This is a genomic window from Microbacterium sp. X-17 (genome assembly GCF_039615055.1).
In genome coordinates this window covers 828,528-849,685 of sequence record NZ_JBDHNI010000001.1, presented here as the reverse complement: position 1 = coordinate 849,685, position 21,158 = coordinate 828,528, and the positions used below count along the sequence as shown (strand labels likewise).

Here is a 21,158-nt window from a genome sequence, read left to right as displayed (position 1 = left end):
CCTCCCGGGCGCACAGCACCACCAGTTCCATCCACCTGGCGAAAGGACCGGTCATGCTCAAAGGCTTCAGAGAGTTCATCCTCCGTGGGAACGTGCTCGACCTGGCGGTCGCGGTCGTCATCGGCGCCGCGTTCACCGCGGTCGTGACGGCGATCGTGACGAACCTGATCAACCCCGTGATCAGCGCGTTCTTCAAGCAGAGCGAGCTCAGCCACGCGATGGTGGTCACCATCAACGGCTCGAGCATCAAGTTCGGCGCGATCCTCGGCGCGATCATCAACTTCCTGATCGTCGCGGTCGTGGTCTACTTCGTCTTCGTCTTCCCGATCAACAAGATCAAGGAGCGCGCGGACCGCCTCCGCAAGAAGGGCGTCGTGGAGCCGGACGCCCCGGTCACCGACCTCGACCTGCTCACGGAGATCCGCGACCTCCTGAAGGCCCAGCAGGCGCCCCCGACGGCGAACGCAGGCAAGCACGCCGACCCGCTGCCGTAGGGCGCGGGGTCAATAGTGGGGCGGGACGTCCCGCCGCAGCTGCTCGTCGTTGGAGGAAAAGGCGCCCTGTTCGCGGTCGCGCTCCGGGACGTGCGGCGTGGGGTCGGCGCCCGGCGCGCCCGCGCGCTGCACGCGGCGGGAGCGGCGCGCGGGGCGTTGGTCGTCGGGCTGCTGACTCACCCCTCCAGCGTACCCGCCGCCCCGCGGGCGATTCGGCACGAATGGCGTGAATGACGGCGCCAGAAGCGCCATTCGGCACGAATGTCGGCGCGTCAGAGCTGCGGCAACGTGATGGGGGCGGTTTCGGTGCTCGCCTCGTCGGTGGCGCCGATGAGCCGCGCGATGCGGGATGCGACCGTGTCGGGGTCGGCGAACAGCTCGAAGCTGTGCACGCGGAGGTAGTGCCAGCCCAGGCGGCGGAGCACGTCGGGGCGCAGGCGCAGCGACTCGCGGAGGCTGCCGCGGTTCACGTCGTCGTCGGTCTCGACCACGACCGCGCGGCCGGCGTTGGACGCCACCAGCGTGAGCTTGCCTCGGTAGCCGATCTGCACGTCGAGGCCGCGGCGGGCCAGGCGCTTGGCGAGGTCCACCACCATCGGGTCGGCGTCCGGGCTCAGGTACTCGGGGACGGCGGCCTGGAGCTGGTCGGCCTCCCCCAGCACCTGCGCGAGGGCGGCGATGCCGTGGCGCATCCGGGACTCGTCGATGTCGTCGGGGCGGAAGCAGGAGACGATGTCCATGCCGCGGCGGGCGCGGGTCATGCCCACCGCGAGCAGCCGGTCGCCGCCCGGCTCGGCGAGCGCGCCGAAGTTGGAGAGCAGGCGGCCGTGCGGGGTGCGGCCGTAGCCGATGGAGAACACCACGCGGTCGCGGCTCTGGCCGACGGACTGCTCCAGCGTGACGACAGAGAACGGCTCCGGCCGGTCGCCCAGGATGAAGTCGGCCAGCTCGGTCCGCTTGGCGAACGCGGACAGCACCGCCTGGTTGACGCGGACCGCGTGGCGCTCGCTCGCGGTGATGACCATCAGCGACTCGCGCGGCCGGTCGGTGGCGTGCCGCAGCACGAGCTCGACGACCTTCGCCACCTCGGCGTCGGTGCTCTCCACCGCGCCGGTGTCGGTGTCTGGCATGCCCTGGCCGCCGGTGACGTAGTGGAGGGCGAGGCTACCGTGCCCGAGGTAGGTGCCCGCCCACGGGAGGGAGTCGATGTTGCCGCCGTAGAAGCGGCGGTTGACCAGCTCGGCGAGGTCTTCGCCGCCGGCGCGGTAGCTGCGGGCCAGCGTGTAGACGGGCAGCAGCTCTGAGAGCCGGGAGAGGGCGGAGTCGGCGTGCAGGGAGTCCACGTCCGCGGTCTCCACCGTCGTGCCGTACTCGTGCACGCCGACGTCGAAGCGGGACGGGGTCTGGGTCACCGGGTCGCCGAACGCGACGACCTGGCGGGCGCGGCGCAGCGCGGGGATGTTCTCGGCGAGGCTGGAGGCGCCGGCGTCGATGAGCACGACGGTGTCGAACGCGACTTCGGCGTCGATGCTCGGGACCTCGTAGGGCGAGACCAGCCAGACCGGCGCGAGCGGGCGCGCGAGGTGCGGGGCCGCGGCGTTGAGCGTCGCGGCGGTGGGGGCGCTCGTGGTGAGCAGCTTCTTGAGGGCCTTGGCCTCCTCCGGCCAGTCCACGATGCCGATCTTCCAGGTCTCGGCGAGCATCCAGGCCAGCTGCTTGCCGGTGGCGGAGGCGTGGGCCTCGTCCACCAGGCGGAAGTCGGCCTCCAGCCGGTCCAGCACGCTGGTGTTGCCGCTGAGGAGGGCGCGGTCGGAGGCCAGCAGCGCCTCCAGCACCGACTGCCACCAGGCCAGCTCCAGCTCGGCGCTCACCTGCGACTCGGGCACGTGGCGGACGGACAGGTCGGACAGCAGCGGGTCCAGCCCGCGCTCGCGGAGCTGCCCGAGCAGCGCGGTGCGCTCCTGCAGGTTGGCGAGCACCTCGGACTCGGCGGCGAGGCCGGCGACCTGGCGGGTCAGCTCCTCGACCGGGAGGGCCGCGAGCGACTGCGGGGTCCCGACGCGGCGCAGCGGGATGTCGAGCCGGGCGAGGTCCTCCGCGACGCGCTGGTAGGCGACCTGAACGTCCGCGATGCCCACGGGCACCTCGGGCACGACGCCGGCGACGGCGAACCGGTTCCAGAGGATGCGCTGCTGCTGGATGCGGCGCAGCGCCTCGTTGAGGTCGGTGACGTGCACGCCGGGGCGCACGTACTCCAGAGCCAGCTTGCGCAGCCGGCGGCGGTTCGCGCCAGACATCGCGGGCGACTCGCGGCGCGAGGAGGTGGCGGCGATCAGCTCGGAGATCGAACGGTCGAACACGGCCGGCGTGAAGCGGTCGAGCGTCTCCCGCACGTCGAGCAGCAGCCGCAGGTAGACGCCGAGCTCGGCGATCGACTCGAACGGCCGCATCCGGGTCTGGCCGATCAGCGCCTTGGCGCGGTCCAGGAGGCGCGGCAGCTCGGCGCGGCTGAGCTTCTTGGCGAGGTCGTGGGCCGACTTGCCCTCCTCGGTGGTGCCGAAGGAGGCGCCGTACCAGGGCGAGTCGTTGGGGCCGTAGCGGAACTCGCCGAGGCGGGCGGCGCGGATCAGCGCGTCGGCCGCTCCGTCGCGCCCGGAGGCGAGCGCCTCGATGGACGCCCGGCTGAGGCGCGCGGTCGTCGACGGCGGCGCGGGCAGCAGCGCGAGCCGGGACAGCTCACGCAGGGCGTCGAGCACCGAGACGTGCAGGACGGGGTCGCGCCGGGCGAGTGCCGCGCGGTAGTCCAGCAGCACCTTGCGGAGGCGGACGAGCGCGTCGTCCACGTCGGTGACGCGCGGCTGCTCGGCCTTCTCGTTGCGGCCGATCGCCTGGATCAGGTCGCGACGCAGGCTCCGCGGGGTGACGGCGACGCCGGGCAGGCCGACCTTCGCGAACCGCTGGGCGATGTCCTCCAGGCTGGAGCGCCGGGGGCCGACGACCAGGACGCGCTTGTGCTGCGCGACCAGCGCGCCGACGGCGTTGACGACCGTCTGCGTGCCGCCGGTGCCGGGGAGGGTCTTCACGACCAGGGAGTTGCCCGCGGCGATCTGGGCGACGACGTTCTCCTGCGCCTCGTCGGCGTCGAGCAGCAGGGAGTCGGTGGCCGGCGGCCGCTCGTCCTGGCGGACGGGCTGAGCGGGGCTGAAGGCGCTCTCGATCGTGGTGCGCGCGGTCGGGTTGCCGGCCAGCGCGTCGAGGATCGTGGTGTCCAGGTCGTCGGCCTCGGCGCGCAGCGCGGGCGCGACGTCCACGAAGGACGACACCACGAGGCGGGGCTGGACGTTGAACCAGGGCAGGTGCGAGGTGAGACCGCGCAGGCGGTCGATCACCGGCTGCGGCTTGAAGGCGCCGTTGTCCAGGGCGAGCGCGACGAACGCGCTCGCGTCGAGCGTGATCTGGAACTGCTCGGCCAGCGCACGCGACAGCTCGGGATTGAGGAACGGCTGGCCCTTGAGCTTCAGCTCGAAGTCCCGGCCGTAGCGGCGGATCGCCATCGGGCGCAGCAGGATCGGCGCCATGAACTCGTCGGTGCCGTGCCGCCACTGGGCGAGCCCGATCGCAAGATGTACGGATTCGATGCCGCGCACCGAGCGCAACTCGATCCCCTTCGCCGTGATCGCGTTGGCCGCCGCCCGCGCCGTGCGCAGCGCGAGCTCGTCGCGGATCAGGCTGGAGAGCAGGGTGCTCTGGCCGGTGATGAACTGCGGGAGGCCGCCGGGATGCGTCGTGCTCAGCTCGATGCGCGTGCGCGGGCTGTCCTCGAAGTGCAGCAGCGGGGAGTCGCCGCCGATCGCCGCGATCTCCTCGCGCCAGCGCGCCCACACCGGCTCGGCGATGTTGCCGGCCACGAGACCGGCCTCGCCGAGGCTGAGCGTGTGCGGAGAGGTGGTGTTGGCGGCCGGGCGCAGGGCGTCGCCTTCCAGCACGTCGGACGTCATGTCGTCGTCGTCCTCGCTCTTCCTATCCAGTCGCCACACACCGACACCCTACGTGCCGATGCGCGAAACGTCTGGCAATCGGCCGGGTTTCGCGCCAAGTCGCCGCGTCGGGCGGGCGTCAGGACGGCGTCGCCCGGCAGGCGGCCGGCTCCGGCACGGCCTCCCCTGTCGCACGGCGGCCGCCGAGGAACAGCAGCGCGAGCACACCGCACAGGAGATAGAGGGAGGCCTGCACATCGAGCACGTGCACCGTGCCGACCGAGGCCGCGACGAGCCCGGCCACCAGCAGGCCGACGCCCTGGGCCGCGCCGGAGACCGTCCTCACCGCCGCGATCACCCGGCCGAGCGCCGCGCGCGGCGTGACGGTCTGCACGAGGGTGATCTCGCCCGTCTCGGTGGCGACCGCGGGCAGGCCCATCGCGATGAACAGCCCCGCGTACACCCAGACGGCCGTGGTCACCGGCGCCAGGTTCCAGGTCAGCAGCGAGAGCGCGCCGAACACCAGGTAGCCGGCGCCGATCAGCCACCGCGGGGCGACCCGGTGCACGAGCAGCCCGGCGACGAGGCCGCCGAGCACGCCGCCGATCGCCTGCACGCCGCGCAGGATGCCGACCTCGGTGTCCCCGGCGTGCAGGTTCTCGGTGACGTAGACGATGAAGAGGACGAGGAAGACGCCCTGCGCGACGCTGCCGATCACGGCGATGACCGCGACGGTCGCGAGCTCGCGGCTCCGGACGATGGTGGCGATGCCCTCCACCCACTCCCGCAGCAGGCGGCGCTCGACGGCGGGAGCGGACTCCTCCCCCGGCTCCGGCACGCGCGGCGGCAGCGGGTGGGTGAAGGCCACGAGCACGGCGGTCACGACGAACGACACCGCATCCACGATCACGACGCCGGGGAGGCCGGACACCGCGAACGCGAGACCGCCGAGCGGCGAGCCGACCAGCCGGGCGAGGTTGTCGCTGATCGCGAGCAGCGCGTTGCCGCGGCCGAGCTCGTCGGGCTTCAGCAGGCGCGGCACCATCGACTGGCGGGCCGGGTTCATCACCGCGCCGAGGCAGGCCTCCACCGCCGCGACCGCGTAGACGATGCCCATCCGGTCGGGGCCGGCGGCGAGCAGCGGCAGCAGCGCGAGCCCCTGGAGGACCGCGGTCGCGATCATGGTGCGCCGCGGGTCCCAGCGGTCGACCAGGACGCCGAGGAAGGTGCCGGCCAGCAGCATCGGGATGAGCTCGGCGAGGAACACGGTCGAGGCGCCGAGCGCAGAGCCGGTCGCGGAGAACGCGAACAGCGGCAGGGCGATCATCAGCAGCCAGTCGCCGGTGTCGGAGACGAGGCCCGCCGACCAGATCAGCGCGTAGTCGCGGCGGAGGAGCGGGGAGCGGCTCATGATTCCGTCGCCTCGTCCTTCTCATCCGGGTGCCGGAACGCGTTGAGGTTCAGCACGACCACGGCGCTGTCGTCCGGGGCGTCCGAGCGGGTGAGCGCGATGTACGGGCGGATGAGCGCGTCCAGCCGCTCCCCCAGCTGGCGGAGCTCATCCGGCGCGATCCGCAGTGCGTACCCGGAGAGGATGCTCGCCTCCCGCCAGGCCTCCGGCACGCTGTCGCGCTGCGCGATCGCCCGGTGCAGGCGGGCGGCGTCCTCGTCGATCTGGTGATCGGCGAAGAAGCGCTCGACGGTGTCGACGCCGAACTGTGCGGCCGGGTCCTCCGTGCGGCCGAGCGTGAGCCCGGTGGCGGTGGACTGCCAGGGGCGCTCGCGGCCGTCTTCGGCCTCCACCCGCTCCACGAGTCCGAACTTGGCGAGGGCGCGCAGGTGGTAGCTGCAGTTGGAGGGCGTCGAGCCGACGGCCTCGGCGCAGTCGCTCGCGGTGCTCGCGCCGAACGACATCAGGTGGTCGAGCAGCGCGAGCCGGAGCGGGTGCGCGAGCGCCCGGAGTGCCCGCGGGTCGGTGACCGTGCGGCGGTTCTCCGGGCGACCATCCGATGTGAAAGACATGTTTCAGATTGTGCGCGCTCGTTTCTTTCACGTCAAGTCGGGCGGGAGGGGAATGATCCCGACCGGGGGCTGTTGTTCACAGAGATGAACGACATCTCCCGGGCGAGCGTCGGCTTCCGTTCCGAACGCGGGCCGATCCTGATCGCACTCATGCTGACGACCGGACTGGTCGCGATCGACGCGACCATCCTCGCCACCGCCGTCCCCTCGATCGTGCGCGACCTGGGCGGCTTCGCGCAGTTTCCGTGGCTGTTCTCCATCTACCTGCTGGCGCAGGCGGTCTCCGTGCCGGTCTACGCCAAGCTGTCCGACACGGTCGGGCGCAAGCCCATCGTCCTGGCCGGCATCGGCCTGTTCTTCCTGGGCTCGGTGCTCTGCGGCTTCGCGTGGAGCATGCCGGCGCTGATCGCCTTCCGCGCGCTGCAGGGGCTCGGCGCCGGCGCCATCCAGCCGATGTCGATGACGATCGCCGGCGACATCTACACGGTGGCCGAGCGCGCCAAGACCCAGGGCTACCTCGCGAGCGTCTGGGCGATCTCCTCCGTCGTCGGCCCGACCCTCGGCGGGCTGTTCTCGCAGTTCCTGTCGTGGCGGTGGATCTTCTTCGTCAACGTGCCGCTGTGCATCCTGGCGGCGTGGATGCTGATCCGCAGCTTCCACGAGAGCATCGAGCCCAAGAAGCACCGGATCGACTACGCCGGTTCCGTGCTGCTGACCGCCGGGATGTCGCTGCTCATCCTCGCGGTGCTGGAGGGCGGCCAGGCCTGGGCCTGGGACTCGGTCTGGAGCATCGGCGCGTTCGCGCTCGGCGCCCTCCTGCTGGTCGCCTTCGCGCTCGTTGAGCGCCGCGCCGCCGAGCCGGTCATGCCCTTGTGGGTGTTCTCGCGCCGGCTGCTGGTGACGACCACGCTCATCTCGCTCGGCATCGGCGCCATCCTGATCGGGCTCACCTCGTACGTGCCGACCTATCTGGAGGCGACTGTCGGCGCTCCCCCGCTGGTCGCCGGCCTCGCGGTCGCCGCGCTGACGCTCGGCTGGCCGATCGCGGCGAGCATCTCCGGACGGTTCTACCTGCGGATCGGCTTCCGCAGCACCGCCCTGCTCGGCACCAGCATCGCGATCCTCGGGACGATCATCCTGGCCGCCACGAGCGTGCACCCGAGCGTGCTCTTCGTGGCGGTGAGCTGCTTCGTCGTCGGCCTCGGGATGGGACTGGTCGCGACACCGACACTGATCGCCGCGCAGTCCAGCGTCGCCTGGAGCGAGCGCGGCGTGGTCACCGGGACCAACATGTTCGCCCGGTCGATCGGCAGCGCGGTGGGCGTGGCGGTCTTCGGCGCCATCGCGAACGCGATCATCCTCTCCAGCACGGGCGGGGCGCACTCGCCCACGGCCGTGCAGGGCGCGTCGACCGCGGTGTTCACGGCGGTGGCCGTCGTCGCGGCGCTGACCATCGTGGCGGGTGTCGCGATGCCGCGCTCGCGCGTGGAGGACGTGGAGTTCGGGCGCGCGCCCGCCGCCGCCGACTGATCGCCCCTCCCCTCGACGCTCTCCGAACGCATGCTATCGTGTGGTCTGACCATATGGTCCGACCACATGAGGAGCCGACGATGACGACCGAGCCGAAGGCGTGGGAGAGCGTGCTCGCCCGCATCGAGGAGCGCCTGGTCGACGGCCGGCTGCGGCCAGGCGACCACCTGCCCCCCGAGCGCGCGCTGGCCGTGGAGTTCGGCGTCGCGCGCTCCAGCGTCCGCGAGGCCATCCGGGTGCTGGAGGCGATGGGCCTCGTGCGCACCCAGACCGGCTCCGGGCCGAGCTCCGGTGCGATCATCGTCGCGCGGCCGCTCGGCGGGATGCAGGCGCTGATGCGCCTCCAGGTCGCCGCGAGCGGGTTCCCGGTCGCCGATGTGGTCAGCACGCGACTGCTGCTGGAGTCGTCGGTCGCGGGCGAGCTCGCCGAGCGCGGCTCCGCCGGCCTCGCCGACACCCGCCAGCTCCTCGACGCGATGGAGGACCCCGCCCTCACGGCGCAGGAGTTCCTGGCGCTCGACGCGCAGTTCCACCTCGCGCTCGCGGAGGCGGCGGGCAACGCCGTCGTCGCCACGATGATGGCCGGCCTCCGCAGCTCGATCGAGGGCTACGTGCTCGCGGGCGCCGAGCGCATCCCCGACTGGGAGGCCATGGCCGCCCGGCTCCGCGCCGAGCACCGCGGCGTGATCGACGCCATCGACGCCGGCGACCCGGCGGCGGCGCGCACCCGCGTCCACGACCACATCAGCGGCTATTACCGCGACGCACCCACCCCGTCCACCGACGCACGTTAGGCACACGAACATGGTCACCCGCCAACTCCCCAAGCCCGCCGAGCTGTTCGAGCTCCTGTCGTTCAAGAAGCCGGAGCTCGACGCCAAGAAGCGCCGGCTGAGCGCCGCGCTCACGATCGAGGACCTGCGCACGATCGCCAAGCGCCGCACGCCGAAGGCCGCCTTCGACTACACCGAGGGCGCGGCCGAGGGCGAGCTGTCGCTGGCCCGCGCGCGCCAGGCGTTCCAGGACATCGAGTTCCACCCGTCGATCCTGCGCGACGTGTCGACGGTCGACACCTCGTGCGAGATCTGGGGCGGCCCGTCCGCGATGCCGTTCGGGATCGCGCCGACCGGCTTCACCCGGCTGATGCAGACCGAGGGCGAGGTCGCCGGTGCGGGAGCCGCGGGCGCCGCGGGCATCCCGTTCACGCTGTCGACGCTCGGCACGACCTCCATCGAGGGCGTGAAGGCGGCCAACCCGACCGGCCGCAACTGGTTCCAGCTCTACGTGATGCGCGATCGGGAGATCTCCTACGAGCTCGTGCGCCGCGCGGCCGCGAACGGCTTCGACACCCTCTTCTTCACGGTCGACACCCCGGTCGCCGGCGCGCGCCTGCGCGACAAGCGCAACGGGTTCTCCATCCCGCCGCAGCTCACCCTCGGCACGATCGTCAACGCGATCCCGCGGCCGTGGTGGTGGTACGACTTCCTCACCACGCCCAAATTGGAGTTCGCGTCGCTGTCCTCCACCGGCGGCACCGTCGGCGAGCTGCTCGACTCGGCCATGGACCCGTCGATCAGCTTCGCGGACCTCGACGTCATCCGGGGCATGTGGCCGGGCAAGATCGTGGTCAAGGGCGTGCAGAATGTCGAGGACTCGCAGAAGCTGGTCGACCTCGGCGTGGACGGCATCGTGCTCTCCAACCACGGCGGCCGCCAGCTCGACCGGGCGCCCATCCCGTTCCACCTGCTGCCGAAGGTCGTGGAGGCCGTCGGCGACCGCACCGAGGTCGCGATCGACACCGGCATCATGAACGGCGCCGACATCGTCGCCGCGTACGCGCTCGGCGCGAAGTTCACCCTGATCGGCCGCGCGTACCTGTACGGGCTGATGGCGGGCGGCCGCGCGGGCGTGGACCGCACCATCCAGATCCTCAGCGACCAGGTCGTGCGCACCATGAAGCTGCTGGAGGTGCCGACCCTCGCCGACCTCACGCCGGGGCACGTGACGCAGCTGCAGCGCCTGGTCCCGGTCGCGTCGGCGGGCGCGTCGGCCGGCGCGAGCGCCCGCGTCTGACCAGGACTCCAGCGGGTGCTCGGCGCATCCAAAGCTTTTGCCAATACGCTTGCTTCTCGGATACCGTCCCCCTTTCTCGAATGGAATGACCTGAATGGCTGCTACGGGCAGAGGCGCCACGACCCCGACGAAGAACGATCGCCGAGCCGAGGCGCGCGAGACCGCTCGCCGGATGCGCGAGGAGGCCGCGAAGAAGGCCAAGCGGCGCAAGATCATCGTGCAGAGCTCGGTGATCGTCGGCGTGATCGCGGTGCTCACGGTCATCGGCGTCATCATCTTCACCAGCGTCGGCGGAACCACCAGCGTCGCCAACCCGAAGAACATGCTGAGCGGCGGCATCCAGCTCACCGCGTCCGACAAGGCGGTCACCACCCCGGCGATCGCGCCGGGCGCCAAGCCGACGCCGACGAAGCAGACGCTCGACGGCAAGACCGCGCACATCCAGATCTGGCTCGACTACCAGTGCCCCTACTGCGACCAGTTCGAGACCACGAACTCCCCGCAGATGAAGCAGTGGATGGCGGACGGCTCGGCGACGCTCGAGATCCACCCGATCGCGATCCTCGACTCCAGCACGAACAACCAGTACTCGACCCGCGCCGCTGCGGCGATGTCGTGCGTGGCGAACTACGAGCCGGACAAGTACTTCGACCTCAACAGCGCGCTGTTCGCCAACCAGCCGGACGAGCAGACCGGCTCCGGCCTCACCAACGCCAAGATGCTGTCGCTGTTCAAGAGCGGGGGCGTCAGCTCCTCCGCGGTCACGGACTGTGTGAACAAGCAGACGTTCTCGAAGTTCGTCACCGACCGCACGAACGAGGCGGTCGCGAACTCCCAGCTCAAGAACCCGTCGACCGGCAGCTTCGGCACCCCGACCGTGTTCGTGAACGGCGAGCGCTACCAGGGCGGCTTCACCGACGCCTCCCAGTTCGCGGCCTTCGTCCAGGCGGCTGTCAAGGACGCCGGCTCCAGCGGCACCTACAGCTTCCCGAAGTAGTCGCCCCCGTCCCCTCTCCTGCAGCCCCCGCGCGCGGGTGTACGTTCGGCCCGAACAGCCGGACAGCAGGAGAGGGGACGAGGATGGACGACCGCATTCCGGAGGACGGCGCGGACGAGCCGGAGATCGGCGACTCCGACGCCGGTGACACGGCCGGCTGGGTAGACCCAGGCGACGGCGAGGTCGACTACGCGCTGGACGACCCGATCGCCGAGGCCGACTTCGCCGACGAGCTCGTGACGACCGACGGCGTGGCCGGCGAGACGGTCTGGGACGGCCCGGGCGACGGCAACGACGGACCGACCGGTGGACAGTCCCGGGAGGCCGAGCCCTACTACGACGAGCACGATCCGGAGGGGAACCCGGAGGACGGGGTGCTCACCCAGGACGACCTGGACGAGGAAGGGATTTAGCGGGGCACCGCCTCCACCACCCCGTTCGCGCTGCGCTCCAGGAAGGCGACGATGTCGCCGGAGGGGATGTCGGTGCCGATCGCGCTCGACACCAGCACGTCCTCCGCGAACGCGATCCAGGAGCGCAGGCCGATCCGCAGCAGCGGGGTGTCCGTCGCGCCCAGTTCGAGGAACACCGCGAGGATGCGATCGGCCTGCTCGGCCCTGGCCTCCTCGATCACGACGCGCACCTCCTCGTCGCCGCTCGCGACGCCGCGGACCAGCGAGTAGAACGTGCCGCTGTGGTCGCGCACGAACGCGACGATCCGCGTCAGGGTGTCGCGCAGGCGCTCGCGCGGCGGCAGCGCGGGCACGGGCTCCGTGGCGTGCAGCATGCTGTCGCGCGCGGTGCGGACGACCTCGCGGTGCAGGCCTTGCTTCGACCCGAAGTAGTGGAACAGGAGCGCGCGCGACACCCCGGCCCGCGCCGACAGCTCCTCGATGGTGAGGGTGTCCAGCGGCTGGTCGGCGAGGTGCGCGACGCCGAGTGCGACGAGCTGGGCACGGCGTTCCTCCGGGGTCAGCCGGGTACGCCGATCGGTGTCCATGGATCGAGCCTAGGCGCTCTCCCGCGCGGCGGCAGGCACGGCGCGACGACCGGAACGTTCAGTCCGTCCCCCTTTCGGCCGACTATTGACAATCGGTCAATAGCGTCTACTCTCGACCTGGGAACGACCGCACAGTCGCTGTCAAGCCCCCGAACAGGAGGATCGATGAAGTTCCGCAAGCTCGCCGGCTCCCACGCCGGACGCATCGTGCTCGCCGCCGTGCCCGTCGCGCTGGTCTCCACCGTGCTGATGGCCGGGGTCGCTCAGGGGGCCGTCCCGGTCTCGTTCGCCGTCTCCGGCAGCCAGTTCCAGATCAGCGCGTCCAAGCTCGACGGCACCGGCTTCTCGCAGTACGCCGGCGTCGCGCCCGACACCTCGGGCAAGCAGCACCAGGTCGCGATCGCCAACATCAAGTCGGCCACGCTCGCCGACCTCTGCCAGTCGGTCGTCTCGGACACGCCTCTCGGCAAGGTCGGCATCCTCATCACGGCGGGTGGCGGCGGCAACCCGGCCAGCGCCTCCGACCTCCAGATCGGCATGACCGACCTCGCGGGCGACGCGGAGTTCCACAACATCCGCATCGGCGTCGACGCCTCGACGGTCAACACGGCCGCCAAGGGCAGCGCGGGCGACTTCGCGCAGGACTCCGACACAGTGACCATCTCGCACCTGCAGCAGACCGCGTGGAGCACGCAGGCCTCGGTCTTCACCCTCACCGGCATGCACGTGCAGCTGACGGACGGATCGAAGGGATGCTTCTGAGCCGCCCGGGGACGAGGCACGCGATGATCGAGCCGGAGGCCGGCATGCCCGAGGATCGGGAGACCGCGGAGCCGACGTCGGCGTTCGAGCCGGTGGCGGCCGAGTCCTCCGCGTCCGACGTGTCGGCGCTGCTGACGCCGTCTGACGACGCAGCGCTGTCCGAGGATGACGCGGAGGCCATCCCCTCCGACGACCGGAGCGCCTGGGAACGGTTCCGCGACTGGCGGCAGCACCGCCCGTTCGTCGGCGGACTGCTGACCGCGCTCGGCGGCATCGAGATGTTCTTCTCCGGACAGCTCGACATCGGTCGCATCCACGTCCAGCTCGGCATCGAGGGGCTGCAGGCGACGATCATCCCGATCCTGCTCGTGCTGCTCGGCGTCCTGGCCGTCGCGATGCCCGCGCACCGGATCTTCTACGGCGTGATCGCGCTCGCCATCGCGGTGTACTCGCTCGTCGGCGTCAACCTCGGCGGCTTCTTCATCGGGATGCTGCTGAGCACCGTCGGCGGCGTGCTGACGGTGGCCTGGATGCCGCTGGAGCAGCGCGGCGAACGGCGTCCGCGTGGCCGTCGCCGCCGTGCGGGGACGCCCGCCGACGACTCTGCGGAGGAGACCGCGTGACGGCCCGCAGAGGACCCGGCGGCGTCGCCCTGGCGGCAGGTCTCGCGCTGGCCGGCGCGCTGACCGGGATCGGCGCGACCCCGGCGCCGGCCTCGCACGCCGCGGCGCCGGCCTCCCTCTGCCTGCCGATCTTCGCCTCGTGCGACCCGTCGTCCCCGACGCCCTCGCCGTCGCCGTCGTCGGGCGCGCCCTCCCCCGGACTGCCGCTGCCCGGTCTCCCGAGCGCGCCGGGCACGCCCGTGACCGGCACCGCGACGCCGACCCCGGCGCCGACGCCCGCCTCGCCGGACGGAGCGGCGCCCGTCTTCACCCAGCCGCCCGCGCAGCTCGGCAGCAACTCGCTGTCGTTCACCGGGCTCAAGGGCGCCACGGTCGTGACGGTCCCGATGGCGGACGGCAGCCGCATCCCGGTGATCAAGATCTCGGCGGACACCATCACGATCCAGGGCTTCAGCCTCAACGTCCGCAAGCAGACCGGACCGGTGCTGCTCACGACCGCGGACACGATGACGCTGAGCGGAAACGTCCAGGTCTACCTCGACTCCGCGACCGCAACGCTCCCGGACGGCACGCCGCTCACCCTGGGCGCGTCGACGCCGCCGCCGAACAGCGGCCTGCCGCCCCAGCTGCTGCGGGTCACCCTCGGCCTCGTCGGCGCCACTGCGGACTCGATCGTCTACACGAACACGAAGCAGCACCTCTCGGAGTAGCCCCCTCCCGCTGTGGGGTCGCAACACGCCGCTTCGCGGATCGCGGAGCGGCGTGTTGGGGCCCCCCCCCCCGCGGCGGGGGGGGGGGGGGGGGGGGGCCCCCCACCCCGCTTCGGGTCAGCGGGCCTTGCGGAGGCGGCGACGCTCGCGGCGGCTGAGGGCGGCGAGGGCTTCCGCCTCGGCGCGGCGGGTCGCCTCGGCCTCGCGGAGGCGGGCGTCGCGGCGCTCGGTCCAGCGCGCGACCTCCTCGTCGGCGTCGCGGGTGGGCGTGACGACGGGAGGCCCGCCCTGGAGCTGCCGCCGGGCGTTCACCACCCGGCGGTTGAAGTCGGCCACGTGGTCGCGCACCGCCCGCTCGGAGGCGAGCCGGTCGAGCGTCGCGTCGAACTCGGCGTGCTCGGTGCGCAGCGTGAGGGCGGGAGGGCCGAGGCCGGTGAGCTGCTCGCGCTCGATCTTGCGGCGGATCCACCAGTCCGGGTCGTGCGTGCCGGTGAGCCCGGGCAGCGGCTTGCCCGCGCCGGGGAGGTCGTCGAAGTCGCCGCGCCGGATCGCCTGCTGGATCGCGTTCTCGATCACGTGCGCACGCTGGTCCATCGTCGGCTGGCCGGCGTTGGCCTCCTCGACCTCCTCGCCGCGCGCCTCGGCCTCGCGGCGCAGGCGGTAGCGCGCGGCCTCCACCTTCGCGTCGGGATCGGGGCGCAGGCTGTCGTCGGCCATACCGCCAGCCTACGACGGCGCCCGCTCCCCCTCCAGCGACCGCTTCACCCGCCGAGGGGCACGTAAACGCCCCTAAAACCGCCTTTTAGGGGCGTTTACGTGCCCCTCGGCGGTGGTTCGGGCGTGCGGGGCGTGCGTCGGAGGGTGCGGATAGCGTGAGCGCATGGAGCCGTTCCGGATCGCTGTGCCCGACGATGTCCTGTCCGACCTCGACCGCCGTCTGCGCGCGACCATCCTGCCCGGGAGGACGCCGGGGCCGGACTGGTCGCGCGGCATCCCGCCCGAGGTGCTGGGCGGCCTGGTCGAACGGTGGCGGCACGGGTACGACTGGCGGGAGGCCGAGCGGCGGCTGAACCGCTTCGAGCAGTTCGTTGTGCCGATCGACGGCTGCGACATCCATGTGGTCGTCGCCCGCGGACGCCGCCCCGGCCGCCTCCCGGTCGTGGTCACGCACGGCTGGCCGTACTCGTTCGCCACCATGCTGCCGCTGGTCGACGCGCTCGACGGCGAGCTGGACGTCGTGGTCCCCTCCCTGCCGGGCTACGGCTTCTCGGGAGTCCTCCCGTCCGGCTTCTCGTCCGCCGCCGTCGCCGACCGCTGGGATGCGCTCCTGACGACCCACCTCGGCTACGACCGCTACCTGACCTACGGGGAGGACGTCGGGGCGGGCGTCAGCGACTGGCTGGCCGGCGCGCATCCCGCGGTCGCGGGCATCGTGGCAAGCCACGCGTCGTTCTCCGGGCGCAGCCGGCCCGGTGTGGAGCTCGACGACGCCGAGCGGGCCTTCCTCGCCTCGGTGGCGACGCCCGCCGAGTCCGGGTACGCGCACCAGATGGGCACCCGGCCGGACACGCTCGCGGCGGCGCTCATCGACTCCCCCAGCGGCCTCCTGGCGTGGATCGCCGAGAAGGTCGCGGCCTGGAGCGACGGCGACGGACTGTCGGCGTTCGACTCCGACGACATCCTCACGAACGTCATGGTGTACTGGGTCACCCGCTCGATCGGCACGAGCTTCCGGCCGTACAGCGAGTCGCCGGACGACGACGACCTCCACCGGGTCGTCCAGGCGCCGGCGAGCATCCTCATCCAGACCCACGAGGCCGCGTACCCGCGCTCGCTCGCCGAGAAGAGCTACGCCGACATCCGCTCGTTCGCGAGGCTGACGCAGGGTGGGCACTTCACGGCATGGGAGAACCCCGGCGCCGTCGCGGAGGCGATCCTGGCACTGGAGGCCGAGGTCCGCTGAAATCCGTGCCGCAACCCGGTTGACAACCGGTAGGGCACGCATAATGTGTGCACTAAGCAACCGGATGGCAGGCCGAACCGTAAGGGGACGGGCGGCAGTACTGCATTCCCGGTGGGCGATGGCCCGGCCTGTGGCAGGTCGGGCCATCGCCTGGCTTCCCGCTCAGCGGGAAACCGGAACTCTCAGTCTGAGCGGTGTCAGAGCGGGCGGATGTTGGAGGCCTGCATCCCCTTCGGCCCCTGGGTCAGGTCGTACTCGACCTTCTGGTTCTCCTCCAGCGTGCGGTAGCCCTGCGAGGAGATCTCGCTGAAGTGGGCGAAGACGTCGGCACTGCCGTCATCCGGGGCGATGAACCCGTACCCCTTCTCTGCGTTGAACCATTTGACGGTGCCTGTAGCCATCGTTTCTTCCTTCGTCGTCTTCTCCGAGCGCTCGATCGAGCGCACGGCACTGCCAGGCTACTCTCCGACGGCTTGTTAGCATTCATCGCGTGCACTCGGAAAGTAACGCGGTGGCCGGCCGGATCGGCGAGAACATCCGCGGACGGCGGGAACGGCTGCTCTACACACTGGACGAGCTGGCCCGGCGCGCCGAGCTCCAGGAGCACACACTGTGGCGGATCGAGCGGGGCACGATCATGCCCACGGTGCTGAATCTCGTGCACCTGGCGGACGTGCTGGAGTGCCGGCCGGGCGAGCTGCTGCACGGCGTGTCCGCGACGATGGACGACGAGGCCTCCTGAGCGGGCCGGCTCAGTCGTAGCCGAGGATGACGACGTCGGCGTCGCTGCGGAAGCCGCCGCCGAGTCCGCCCATCCCGAGCGTGCCGCCGAGGGGCGCACCGGTGTGCGCTCCCTCTGCGGGGTGAACCCGGGTCCGGTCTTCGTCGACGATGGCGGTCATGTCAAGGATGCTAGGCGCGCGGCCGCGGCGTCAGAATCGACACCGCGTCCAATGTCCGCGCGCGAATCGACACCGCGTCCATCCACTCGCGGCTTCTCCGTCGCCAACCTGGAGACCGCCGGGGGCCGGCGACGGACAGGAACTGTTCCCCCAGAGTTTGCCGACATTCCCGATTGCCCCCTTCCTGGGGGTGGTCCGCTCGTGCCAGAATCACGGAACCCGCTGCCCGTCGGCGGTGCACCGAGGCCCGAACACGCTGACAACGACGCCACGAAGGAGAGCCTTATGACGGACATCATCGCCCCCGCCGCTGTGCGCGCCGCCCTCGACCACGCGGTCGCCGCGGCAGGCGAACGGCATCGCTACGCGTTCCCGGCCGACGGTCTGGTCCGGTTCACCTGGGACGCCGAGGGGACCGAGCGCGGCGACCTGATCGGCGAGGCGCTGCGCGAGCTCGCGCCCGACGTCTACGAGCACCTCGCCACCGTCGAGACGGAGGACCCCGGTCAGCCGGTCGAGTCGGTGCTCGACCTGGCCGAGCACGGACTGGCCGTCCCGCTCGCCACCGTGGCGGCACTGGACGAGGCGCGGGCCATCGAGGACGCCGGGGGGACGTGGGGCGAAGCGCTCGCCCACTTCAACGAGAGCTACTTCGACTCGGAGGCGCTGGCGGGCTGACTCGCGCGGCCTACGACATCGGGTCGTACTGGAACTCGCGGACCTCCTGGTCGCACCGGCACGCCGCCGCGATCTTCGCCGCCCACTCCAGCGCCGCGTCGCGGGTCGGCAGGTCGAGGATGGTGAACCCGCCGTCCAGCAGCCGCGTCTCGGGATACGTCCCCGGTGAGACCGTGCCGTCGCCGGACACCATCACCGCGCCGACCGCCTCGTCGATGCCGCCGCCGAAGACGTAGACGCCGGCCTCCTGCGCATCCCGGATCACCGCGTGGGAGGCGTCGGACACCGCCGGCAGCTCCTCTTCGGTGATGTGCATCGCTCCACTGGGGAACGAGATCATGAATTTGGTCATCGCACGACTCCCTCGCGGTCGGGACTACGGGCGCGACTCTACTCGCGGCACGTCAGGCGCGCGACTCCCGGGAGGCCCGGCGGAGGGTGGTGAAGCAGCCGAGCACGGCGAACAGCAGGGCCAGCAGCACCGAGGGCAGGAGGGACTGCCACATGTCCCCGTTGGTGAACAGGTTGTCCCAGAACAGGCCCCACACCCGGTCGTCGGTGAGGGCGTCGCCGAGCGGGATCTTCAGGGCGGCGACGAGGTCGGTGAATATCCCGGCGAGCAGGGACAGCACGATGGTCACGGCGACGATCGCGATGATGCCCCAGAACGCCGCGCGGGTGACCCGCGCCTTCGACCCCGTCCGGTAGAGCCAGACGGCGCCGACCGCGACACCCCACGTGACGATGGAGGCGATGAAGCCGATATTCCAGAGGACGGTCCAGACGATGACCCCGGCCGGGATGATGAGCAGCGCGAGCGCGATGCCGCGGCCGACGCGCTCGGACTGGGTGAAGGGGTGGGGCGCCGGCGCTGTGAAGGGCTCGAACGTCGGGAGGGTCGCGCCGTCCACGGGCGCGGGCACGGACTGTTCGGCGCCCTCCGGCGCAGGCTGGACTCGGTCGTCGGTCGCGTCGGTCACGCTGGTTCCCCCTTCGCGCTCCACCGTGGCGCGCGCTGCACAGCCTGGCACAGCGGTCCGCCGGATTCGATCGCGCGGCGGCCCCCAGTTCGGGGCGCGAGGCGGGTCACATCGTCGGGCGCATCCCGCCGTCGATCACCACGTCCGACCCGGTCAGGTTGCCGAGGACCGGGCTCGCGAGCATCGCCACCAGCGCGCCGACCTCCTCCGGTGTCGTGAAGCGGCCGGTGACCATCGCCTGCTCGGCACCGTGCCGCACCTCCTCCGGGGTGCCGCCCCCGGCCGCCGACACCGTCTGGGCGACGCCGCCGTCGCCCAGCCAGAGCGCTGTCGCCACCGGCCCGGGGCTCACCGAGTTCACCCGGATCCCTCGCGGCCCGAGCTCCTTCGAGAGCGACTTGGTGAAGCTGAGCAGCGCCGCCTTGGCCGCGCTGTAGTCCATCACCAGCGGGTCGGCGAGGATCGCGTTCTCGCTCACGACGTTCACCACGGCCCCTCCGTCGGGGATCAGGTCCAGCAGCGCCCGGGTGACGCGCACCGCGGCGAGCGCGTTCAGCTCGTAGGTGCGCAGCCAGTCGTCATCCGTGATGGAGGCGAACCCGCCGGGCCGCGGCGGCGCGGAGCCGACGTTGTTGACCAGGATGTCGACCCGGCCGCCCTCGCCCAGCTCGTCACGGAACCGCGCGATCCCGTCCGGGCCGGAGAGGTCGGCCGGGTGGAAGCGGAAGCCGGCCGCGGCCTCCAGTGCGCGGGACTCGTCGGTGGCGGTGCGGGCCACGCCGACCACGGTGGCGCCCTCGTCGAGGAGGGCGCGCGCGGCGGCCAGCCCGATGCCGCGGCTGGCGCCGGTGACGATGGCGCGGGTGTCGTTCAGTCGGAGGTCCACGGGCGAAACCTAGTGCTTCCGCGCCGGCGACGTCCAGGACCGATCGCGGCCGTCACTCGGGGCCGAACCACCGGCGCAGCGCCTCGACCAGGTCGTCCTGGCCGTCGCCGATCCACGCGACGTAGCCGTCCGGCCGCAGCAGCAGCGCCGGCGCGTGGATCGGGAGGTCCTCGTCCGCGACCAGGCCGACCCGGTCGCCCCAGCCCGCCGGGGTCAGCTGTCCCGTCCGGTCGAGCAGGAGGCCGCGGCCGTCGCGCAGCCGTTCGTAGAGGCGGCCGTCCGGCAGCGGGAGGTCGCGGAGCCGCCGCCCGAGGAGCGCCGGCCCGTCGCCGAGGTCGTACCGGATGCCGAGGCCGCTGACCTGCTCGGCGAGGTACAGAGCGACGCCGTCCACGCCCATCAGCTCGGTGAGCAGCCGCCGCACGGCCTGCGGCCCCGGCTCGGGGTCGATGAGCACGCTCTGCGCCCGCGTGAGGGTGAGCACCTGCTCCGCCACCGGCCGCCGTTCGCTCTCGTAGCTGTCCAGGAGGCCGTCCGGCGCGCGTCCGGCGACCTCGGCCGCGAGCTTCCAGCCCAGGTTGACGGCGTCCTGGATGCCGAGGTTCAGTCCCTGGCCGCCGAGCGGCGGGTGGACGTGCGCGGCGTCCCCGGCGAGCAGGACGCGGCCGTCGCGGTAGCGGTCCGCGAGCCGGGTGGCGTCGGTGAACCGCGACAGCGCCCGGGGTGCGTGCGCGCCGAAGTCGGTCCCCGCATACGCGTGCAGCTGCGTGCGGAACTCGTCCAGGGTCGGCGGGACCGTGCGGTCCTCGGCGACGGAGGCCGCGGGCACGACCGCGCGGAACAGCCCGTCCGCGGCCGGCCCGATGCCGAAGCCGCGGTGCGTTCGCCGGACCTCCTCGGAGATCGCCGCGACCTCCTCCGCGGGCGTCGTCACCTCGACCTCGCCGAGCAGCCACTCGGTGCGGGCCGGCTCGCCGGGGAAGGCGACCCCGAGCACCCGGCGCACCAGACTGCGGCCGCCGTCGCAGCCGACCAGCCAGCGGGACCGCAGCCGCGTGCCGTCCGCGAGCTCGACCGTGACGGAGGCTTCGTCCTGCTCGAAACCGACGACCTCAGCCCCGCGCCGCACCTGCGCCCCCAGCTCGACGGCGTGCTCCTCCAGCAGCCGGTCGGTGACGGTCTGCGGGATGCCGAGGATGTAGGCATGGTCGCTCTCCAGGTCCACCGGTCGCGGGGACGCGATCCCGGCGAACCGGCCGACTGCATCGGGATACCGCCGGCCCAGCGCCAGGAAGCGCTCCAGCAGCCCGCGCATGTCGAGTATCTCGACGCTGCGCGGGTGCAGCCCGAGCGACCGGACGAGCGGGCTGCGCTCGTGCTCGCGCTCCAGGACGACGACGTCGACGCCGCGCAGGCGCAGCTCGGCGGCGAGCATCATGCCGGTGGGGCCGCCGCCGGCGATGGTGACGTCGTGGGTGTGCGGTTCCGTGTGCGAACTCACGCTGACGACTCTACTGTCCGGCCGTGTCGCCCCTCGGGACGCGCAGCCCTCCCCTGACGA

General features: G+C 72.1%; 24 protein-coding genes. 12 read left to right on the top strand and 12 right to left on the bottom strand.

Annotation, left to right across the window (positions count from 1 at the left end; all coding sequences use genetic code 11):
- Nucleotides 1-53: 53 nt before the first annotated feature.
- A complete protein-coding gene (gene mscL / locus ABCS02_RS04170; protein WP_345834336.1) occupies nt 54-494 on the top strand; it encodes a large conductance mechanosensitive channel protein MscL in 441 nt (146 codons plus the stop codon).
- A 9-nt stretch (nt 495-503) separates the two neighbouring features.
- Here the strand turns inward: mscL and ABCS02_RS04165 are convergent, their stop codons facing one another.
- The 4 genes from ABCS02_RS04165 to ABCS02_RS04150 form a co-directional block, all read right to left on the bottom strand.
- On the bottom strand, nt 504-674 hold the full coding sequence (locus ABCS02_RS04165; RefSeq protein WP_345834335.1) for a hypothetical protein: 171 nt from the start codon (nt 672-674) through the stop codon (nt 504-506).
- Between the two features lie 92 nt (nt 675-766).
- Complete coding sequence (locus ABCS02_RS04160; RefSeq protein ID WP_345834334.1) at nt 767-4,531, bottom strand: AAA family ATPase; 3,765 nt, start codon at nt 4,529-4,531, stop codon at nt 767-769.
- Between the two features lie 79 nt (nt 4,532-4,610).
- A complete protein-coding gene (locus ABCS02_RS04155) occupies nt 4,611-5,882 on the bottom strand; it encodes an MFS transporter (RefSeq protein ID WP_345834333.1) in 1,272 nt (423 codons plus the stop codon).
- A complete protein-coding gene (locus ABCS02_RS04150) occupies nt 5,879-6,493 on the bottom strand; it encodes a helix-turn-helix domain-containing protein (RefSeq protein WP_345834332.1) in 615 nt (204 codons plus the stop codon). The genes ABCS02_RS04155 and ABCS02_RS04150 overlap by 4 nt, the downstream gene beginning before the upstream one ends.
- Before the next feature lie 84 nt (nt 6,494-6,577).
- Between ABCS02_RS04150 and ABCS02_RS04145 the strand changes: the two genes are divergently transcribed.
- The 5 genes from ABCS02_RS04145 (at nt 6,578) to ABCS02_RS04125 (ending at nt 11,506) form a co-directional block, all read left to right on the top strand.
- Nucleotides 6,578-8,023: an MDR family MFS transporter gene (locus tag ABCS02_RS04145; RefSeq protein ID WP_345834331.1), complete on the top strand. Its 1,446-nt coding sequence runs from the start codon at nt 6,578-6,580 to the stop codon at nt 8,021-8,023.
- Between the two features lie 80 nt (nt 8,024-8,103).
- Nucleotides 8,104-8,817, top strand: coding sequence for an FCD domain-containing protein (locus tag ABCS02_RS04140; protein ID WP_345834330.1), 714 nt, complete (start codon nt 8,104-8,106; stop codon nt 8,815-8,817).
- Nucleotides 8,818-8,827: 10 nt separating this feature from the next.
- Nucleotides 8,828-10,096, top strand: coding sequence for an alpha-hydroxy acid oxidase (locus ABCS02_RS04135; protein ID WP_345834329.1), 1,269 nt, complete (start codon nt 8,828-8,830; stop codon nt 10,094-10,096).
- Nucleotides 10,097-10,190: 94 nt separating this feature from the next.
- Nucleotides 10,191-11,093 (top strand): thioredoxin domain-containing protein, encoded by a 903-nt coding sequence (locus ABCS02_RS04130; protein ID WP_345834328.1) that lies wholly within the window; start codon nt 10,191-10,193, stop codon nt 11,091-11,093.
- 83 nt (nt 11,094-11,176) lie between these two features.
- Entirely contained in the window at nt 11,177-11,506 is a 330-nt protein-coding gene (locus ABCS02_RS04125) for a hypothetical protein (protein WP_345834327.1), read from the top strand.
- Here ABCS02_RS04125 and ABCS02_RS04120 read toward each other — a convergent pair.
- On the bottom strand, nt 11,503-12,093 hold the full coding sequence (locus tag ABCS02_RS04120) for a TetR/AcrR family transcriptional regulator (RefSeq protein WP_345834326.1): 591 nt from the start codon (nt 12,091-12,093) through the stop codon (nt 11,503-11,505). The two genes, ABCS02_RS04125 and ABCS02_RS04120, sit on opposite strands and share 4 nt — an antisense overlap.
- Nucleotides 12,094-12,258: 165 nt before the next feature.
- On the opposite strand from ABCS02_RS04120, the gene ABCS02_RS04115 reads away from it, so the two are divergent.
- From ABCS02_RS04115 to ABCS02_RS04105, 3 genes are read left to right on the top strand one after another with little or no spacing between them, the layout of a single operon-like run.
- Complete coding sequence (locus ABCS02_RS04115; protein ID WP_345834325.1) at nt 12,259-12,855, top strand: DUF6230 family protein; 597 nt, start codon at nt 12,259-12,261, stop codon at nt 12,853-12,855.
- 23 nt (nt 12,856-12,878) lie between these two features.
- On the top strand, nt 12,879-13,478 hold the full coding sequence (locus ABCS02_RS04110) for a DUF6114 domain-containing protein (protein WP_345834324.1): 600 nt from the start codon (nt 12,879-12,881) through the stop codon (nt 13,476-13,478).
- Complete coding sequence (locus ABCS02_RS04105) at nt 13,475-14,188, top strand: hypothetical protein (RefSeq protein WP_345834323.1); 714 nt, start codon at nt 13,475-13,477, stop codon at nt 14,186-14,188. The genes ABCS02_RS04110 and ABCS02_RS04105 overlap by 4 nt, the downstream gene beginning before the upstream one ends.
- A 117-nt stretch (nt 14,189-14,305) precedes the next feature.
- On the opposite strand, the gene ABCS02_RS04100 is transcribed toward ABCS02_RS04105, so the two are convergent.
- Nucleotides 14,306-14,905 carry a DUF1992 domain-containing protein gene (locus ABCS02_RS04100; RefSeq protein WP_345834322.1) on the bottom strand — a complete coding sequence of 200 codons (600 nt, stop codon included), beginning with the start codon at nt 14,903-14,905 and terminating at the stop codon, nt 14,306-14,308.
- 163 nt (nt 14,906-15,068) lie between these two features.
- Between ABCS02_RS04100 and ABCS02_RS04095 the strand changes: the two genes are divergently transcribed.
- Nucleotides 15,069-16,151: an epoxide hydrolase family protein gene (locus ABCS02_RS04095; RefSeq protein WP_345834321.1), complete on the top strand. Its 1,083-nt coding sequence runs from the start codon at nt 15,069-15,071 to the stop codon at nt 16,149-16,151.
- Between the two features lie 197 nt (nt 16,152-16,348).
- On the opposite strand, the gene ABCS02_RS04090 is transcribed toward ABCS02_RS04095, so the two are convergent.
- Nucleotides 16,349-16,552, bottom strand: coding sequence for a cold-shock protein (locus ABCS02_RS04090; RefSeq protein ID WP_179605267.1), 204 nt, complete (start codon nt 16,550-16,552; stop codon nt 16,349-16,351).
- A gap of 89 nt (nt 16,553-16,641) precedes the next feature.
- Here ABCS02_RS04090 and ABCS02_RS04085 point away from each other — a divergent pair, with 89 nt between their 5' ends.
- On the top strand, nt 16,642-16,893 hold the full coding sequence (locus ABCS02_RS04085; protein WP_345834320.1) for a helix-turn-helix transcriptional regulator: 252 nt from the start codon (nt 16,642-16,644) through the stop codon (nt 16,891-16,893).
- Nucleotides 16,894-16,903: 10 nt separating this feature from the next.
- On the opposite strand, the gene ABCS02_RS04080 is transcribed toward ABCS02_RS04085, so the two are convergent.
- Nucleotides 16,904-17,053, bottom strand: a complete 150-nt coding sequence (locus tag ABCS02_RS04080) for a hypothetical protein (protein WP_345834319.1) — start codon at nt 17,051-17,053, stop codon at nt 16,904-16,906.
- A 285-nt stretch (nt 17,054-17,338) separates the two neighbouring features.
- Here ABCS02_RS04080 and ABCS02_RS04075 point away from each other — a divergent pair, with 285 nt between their 5' ends.
- Nucleotides 17,339-17,731 carry a hypothetical protein gene (locus ABCS02_RS04075; protein WP_345834318.1) on the top strand — a complete coding sequence of 131 codons (393 nt, stop codon included), beginning with the start codon at nt 17,339-17,341 and terminating at the stop codon, nt 17,729-17,731.
- Between the two features lie 10 nt (nt 17,732-17,741).
- Here ABCS02_RS04075 and ABCS02_RS04070 read toward each other — a convergent pair whose 3' ends face one another.
- From ABCS02_RS04070 to ABCS02_RS04055, 4 genes are all read right to left on the bottom strand, one after another.
- Nucleotides 17,742-18,083, bottom strand: a complete 342-nt coding sequence (locus ABCS02_RS04070) for a YciI family protein (protein ID WP_345834317.1) — start codon at nt 18,081-18,083, stop codon at nt 17,742-17,744.
- Nucleotides 18,084-18,135: 52 nt separating this feature from the next.
- The gene (locus ABCS02_RS04065; protein WP_345834316.1) at nt 18,136-18,711 is read right to left on the bottom strand and encodes a hypothetical protein; all 576 of its coding nucleotides are present in this window, start codon (nt 18,709-18,711) and stop codon (nt 18,136-18,138) included.
- Between the two features lie 106 nt (nt 18,712-18,817).
- Nucleotides 18,818-19,597 (bottom strand): SDR family oxidoreductase, encoded by a 780-nt coding sequence (locus tag ABCS02_RS04060; protein WP_345834315.1) that lies wholly within the window; start codon nt 19,595-19,597, stop codon nt 18,818-18,820.
- A gap of 52 nt (nt 19,598-19,649) precedes the next feature.
- Complete coding sequence (locus ABCS02_RS04055; RefSeq protein ID WP_345834314.1) at nt 19,650-21,098, bottom strand: FAD-dependent monooxygenase; 1,449 nt, start codon at nt 21,096-21,098, stop codon at nt 19,650-19,652.
- Nucleotides 21,099-21,158: the final 60 nt, after the last annotated feature.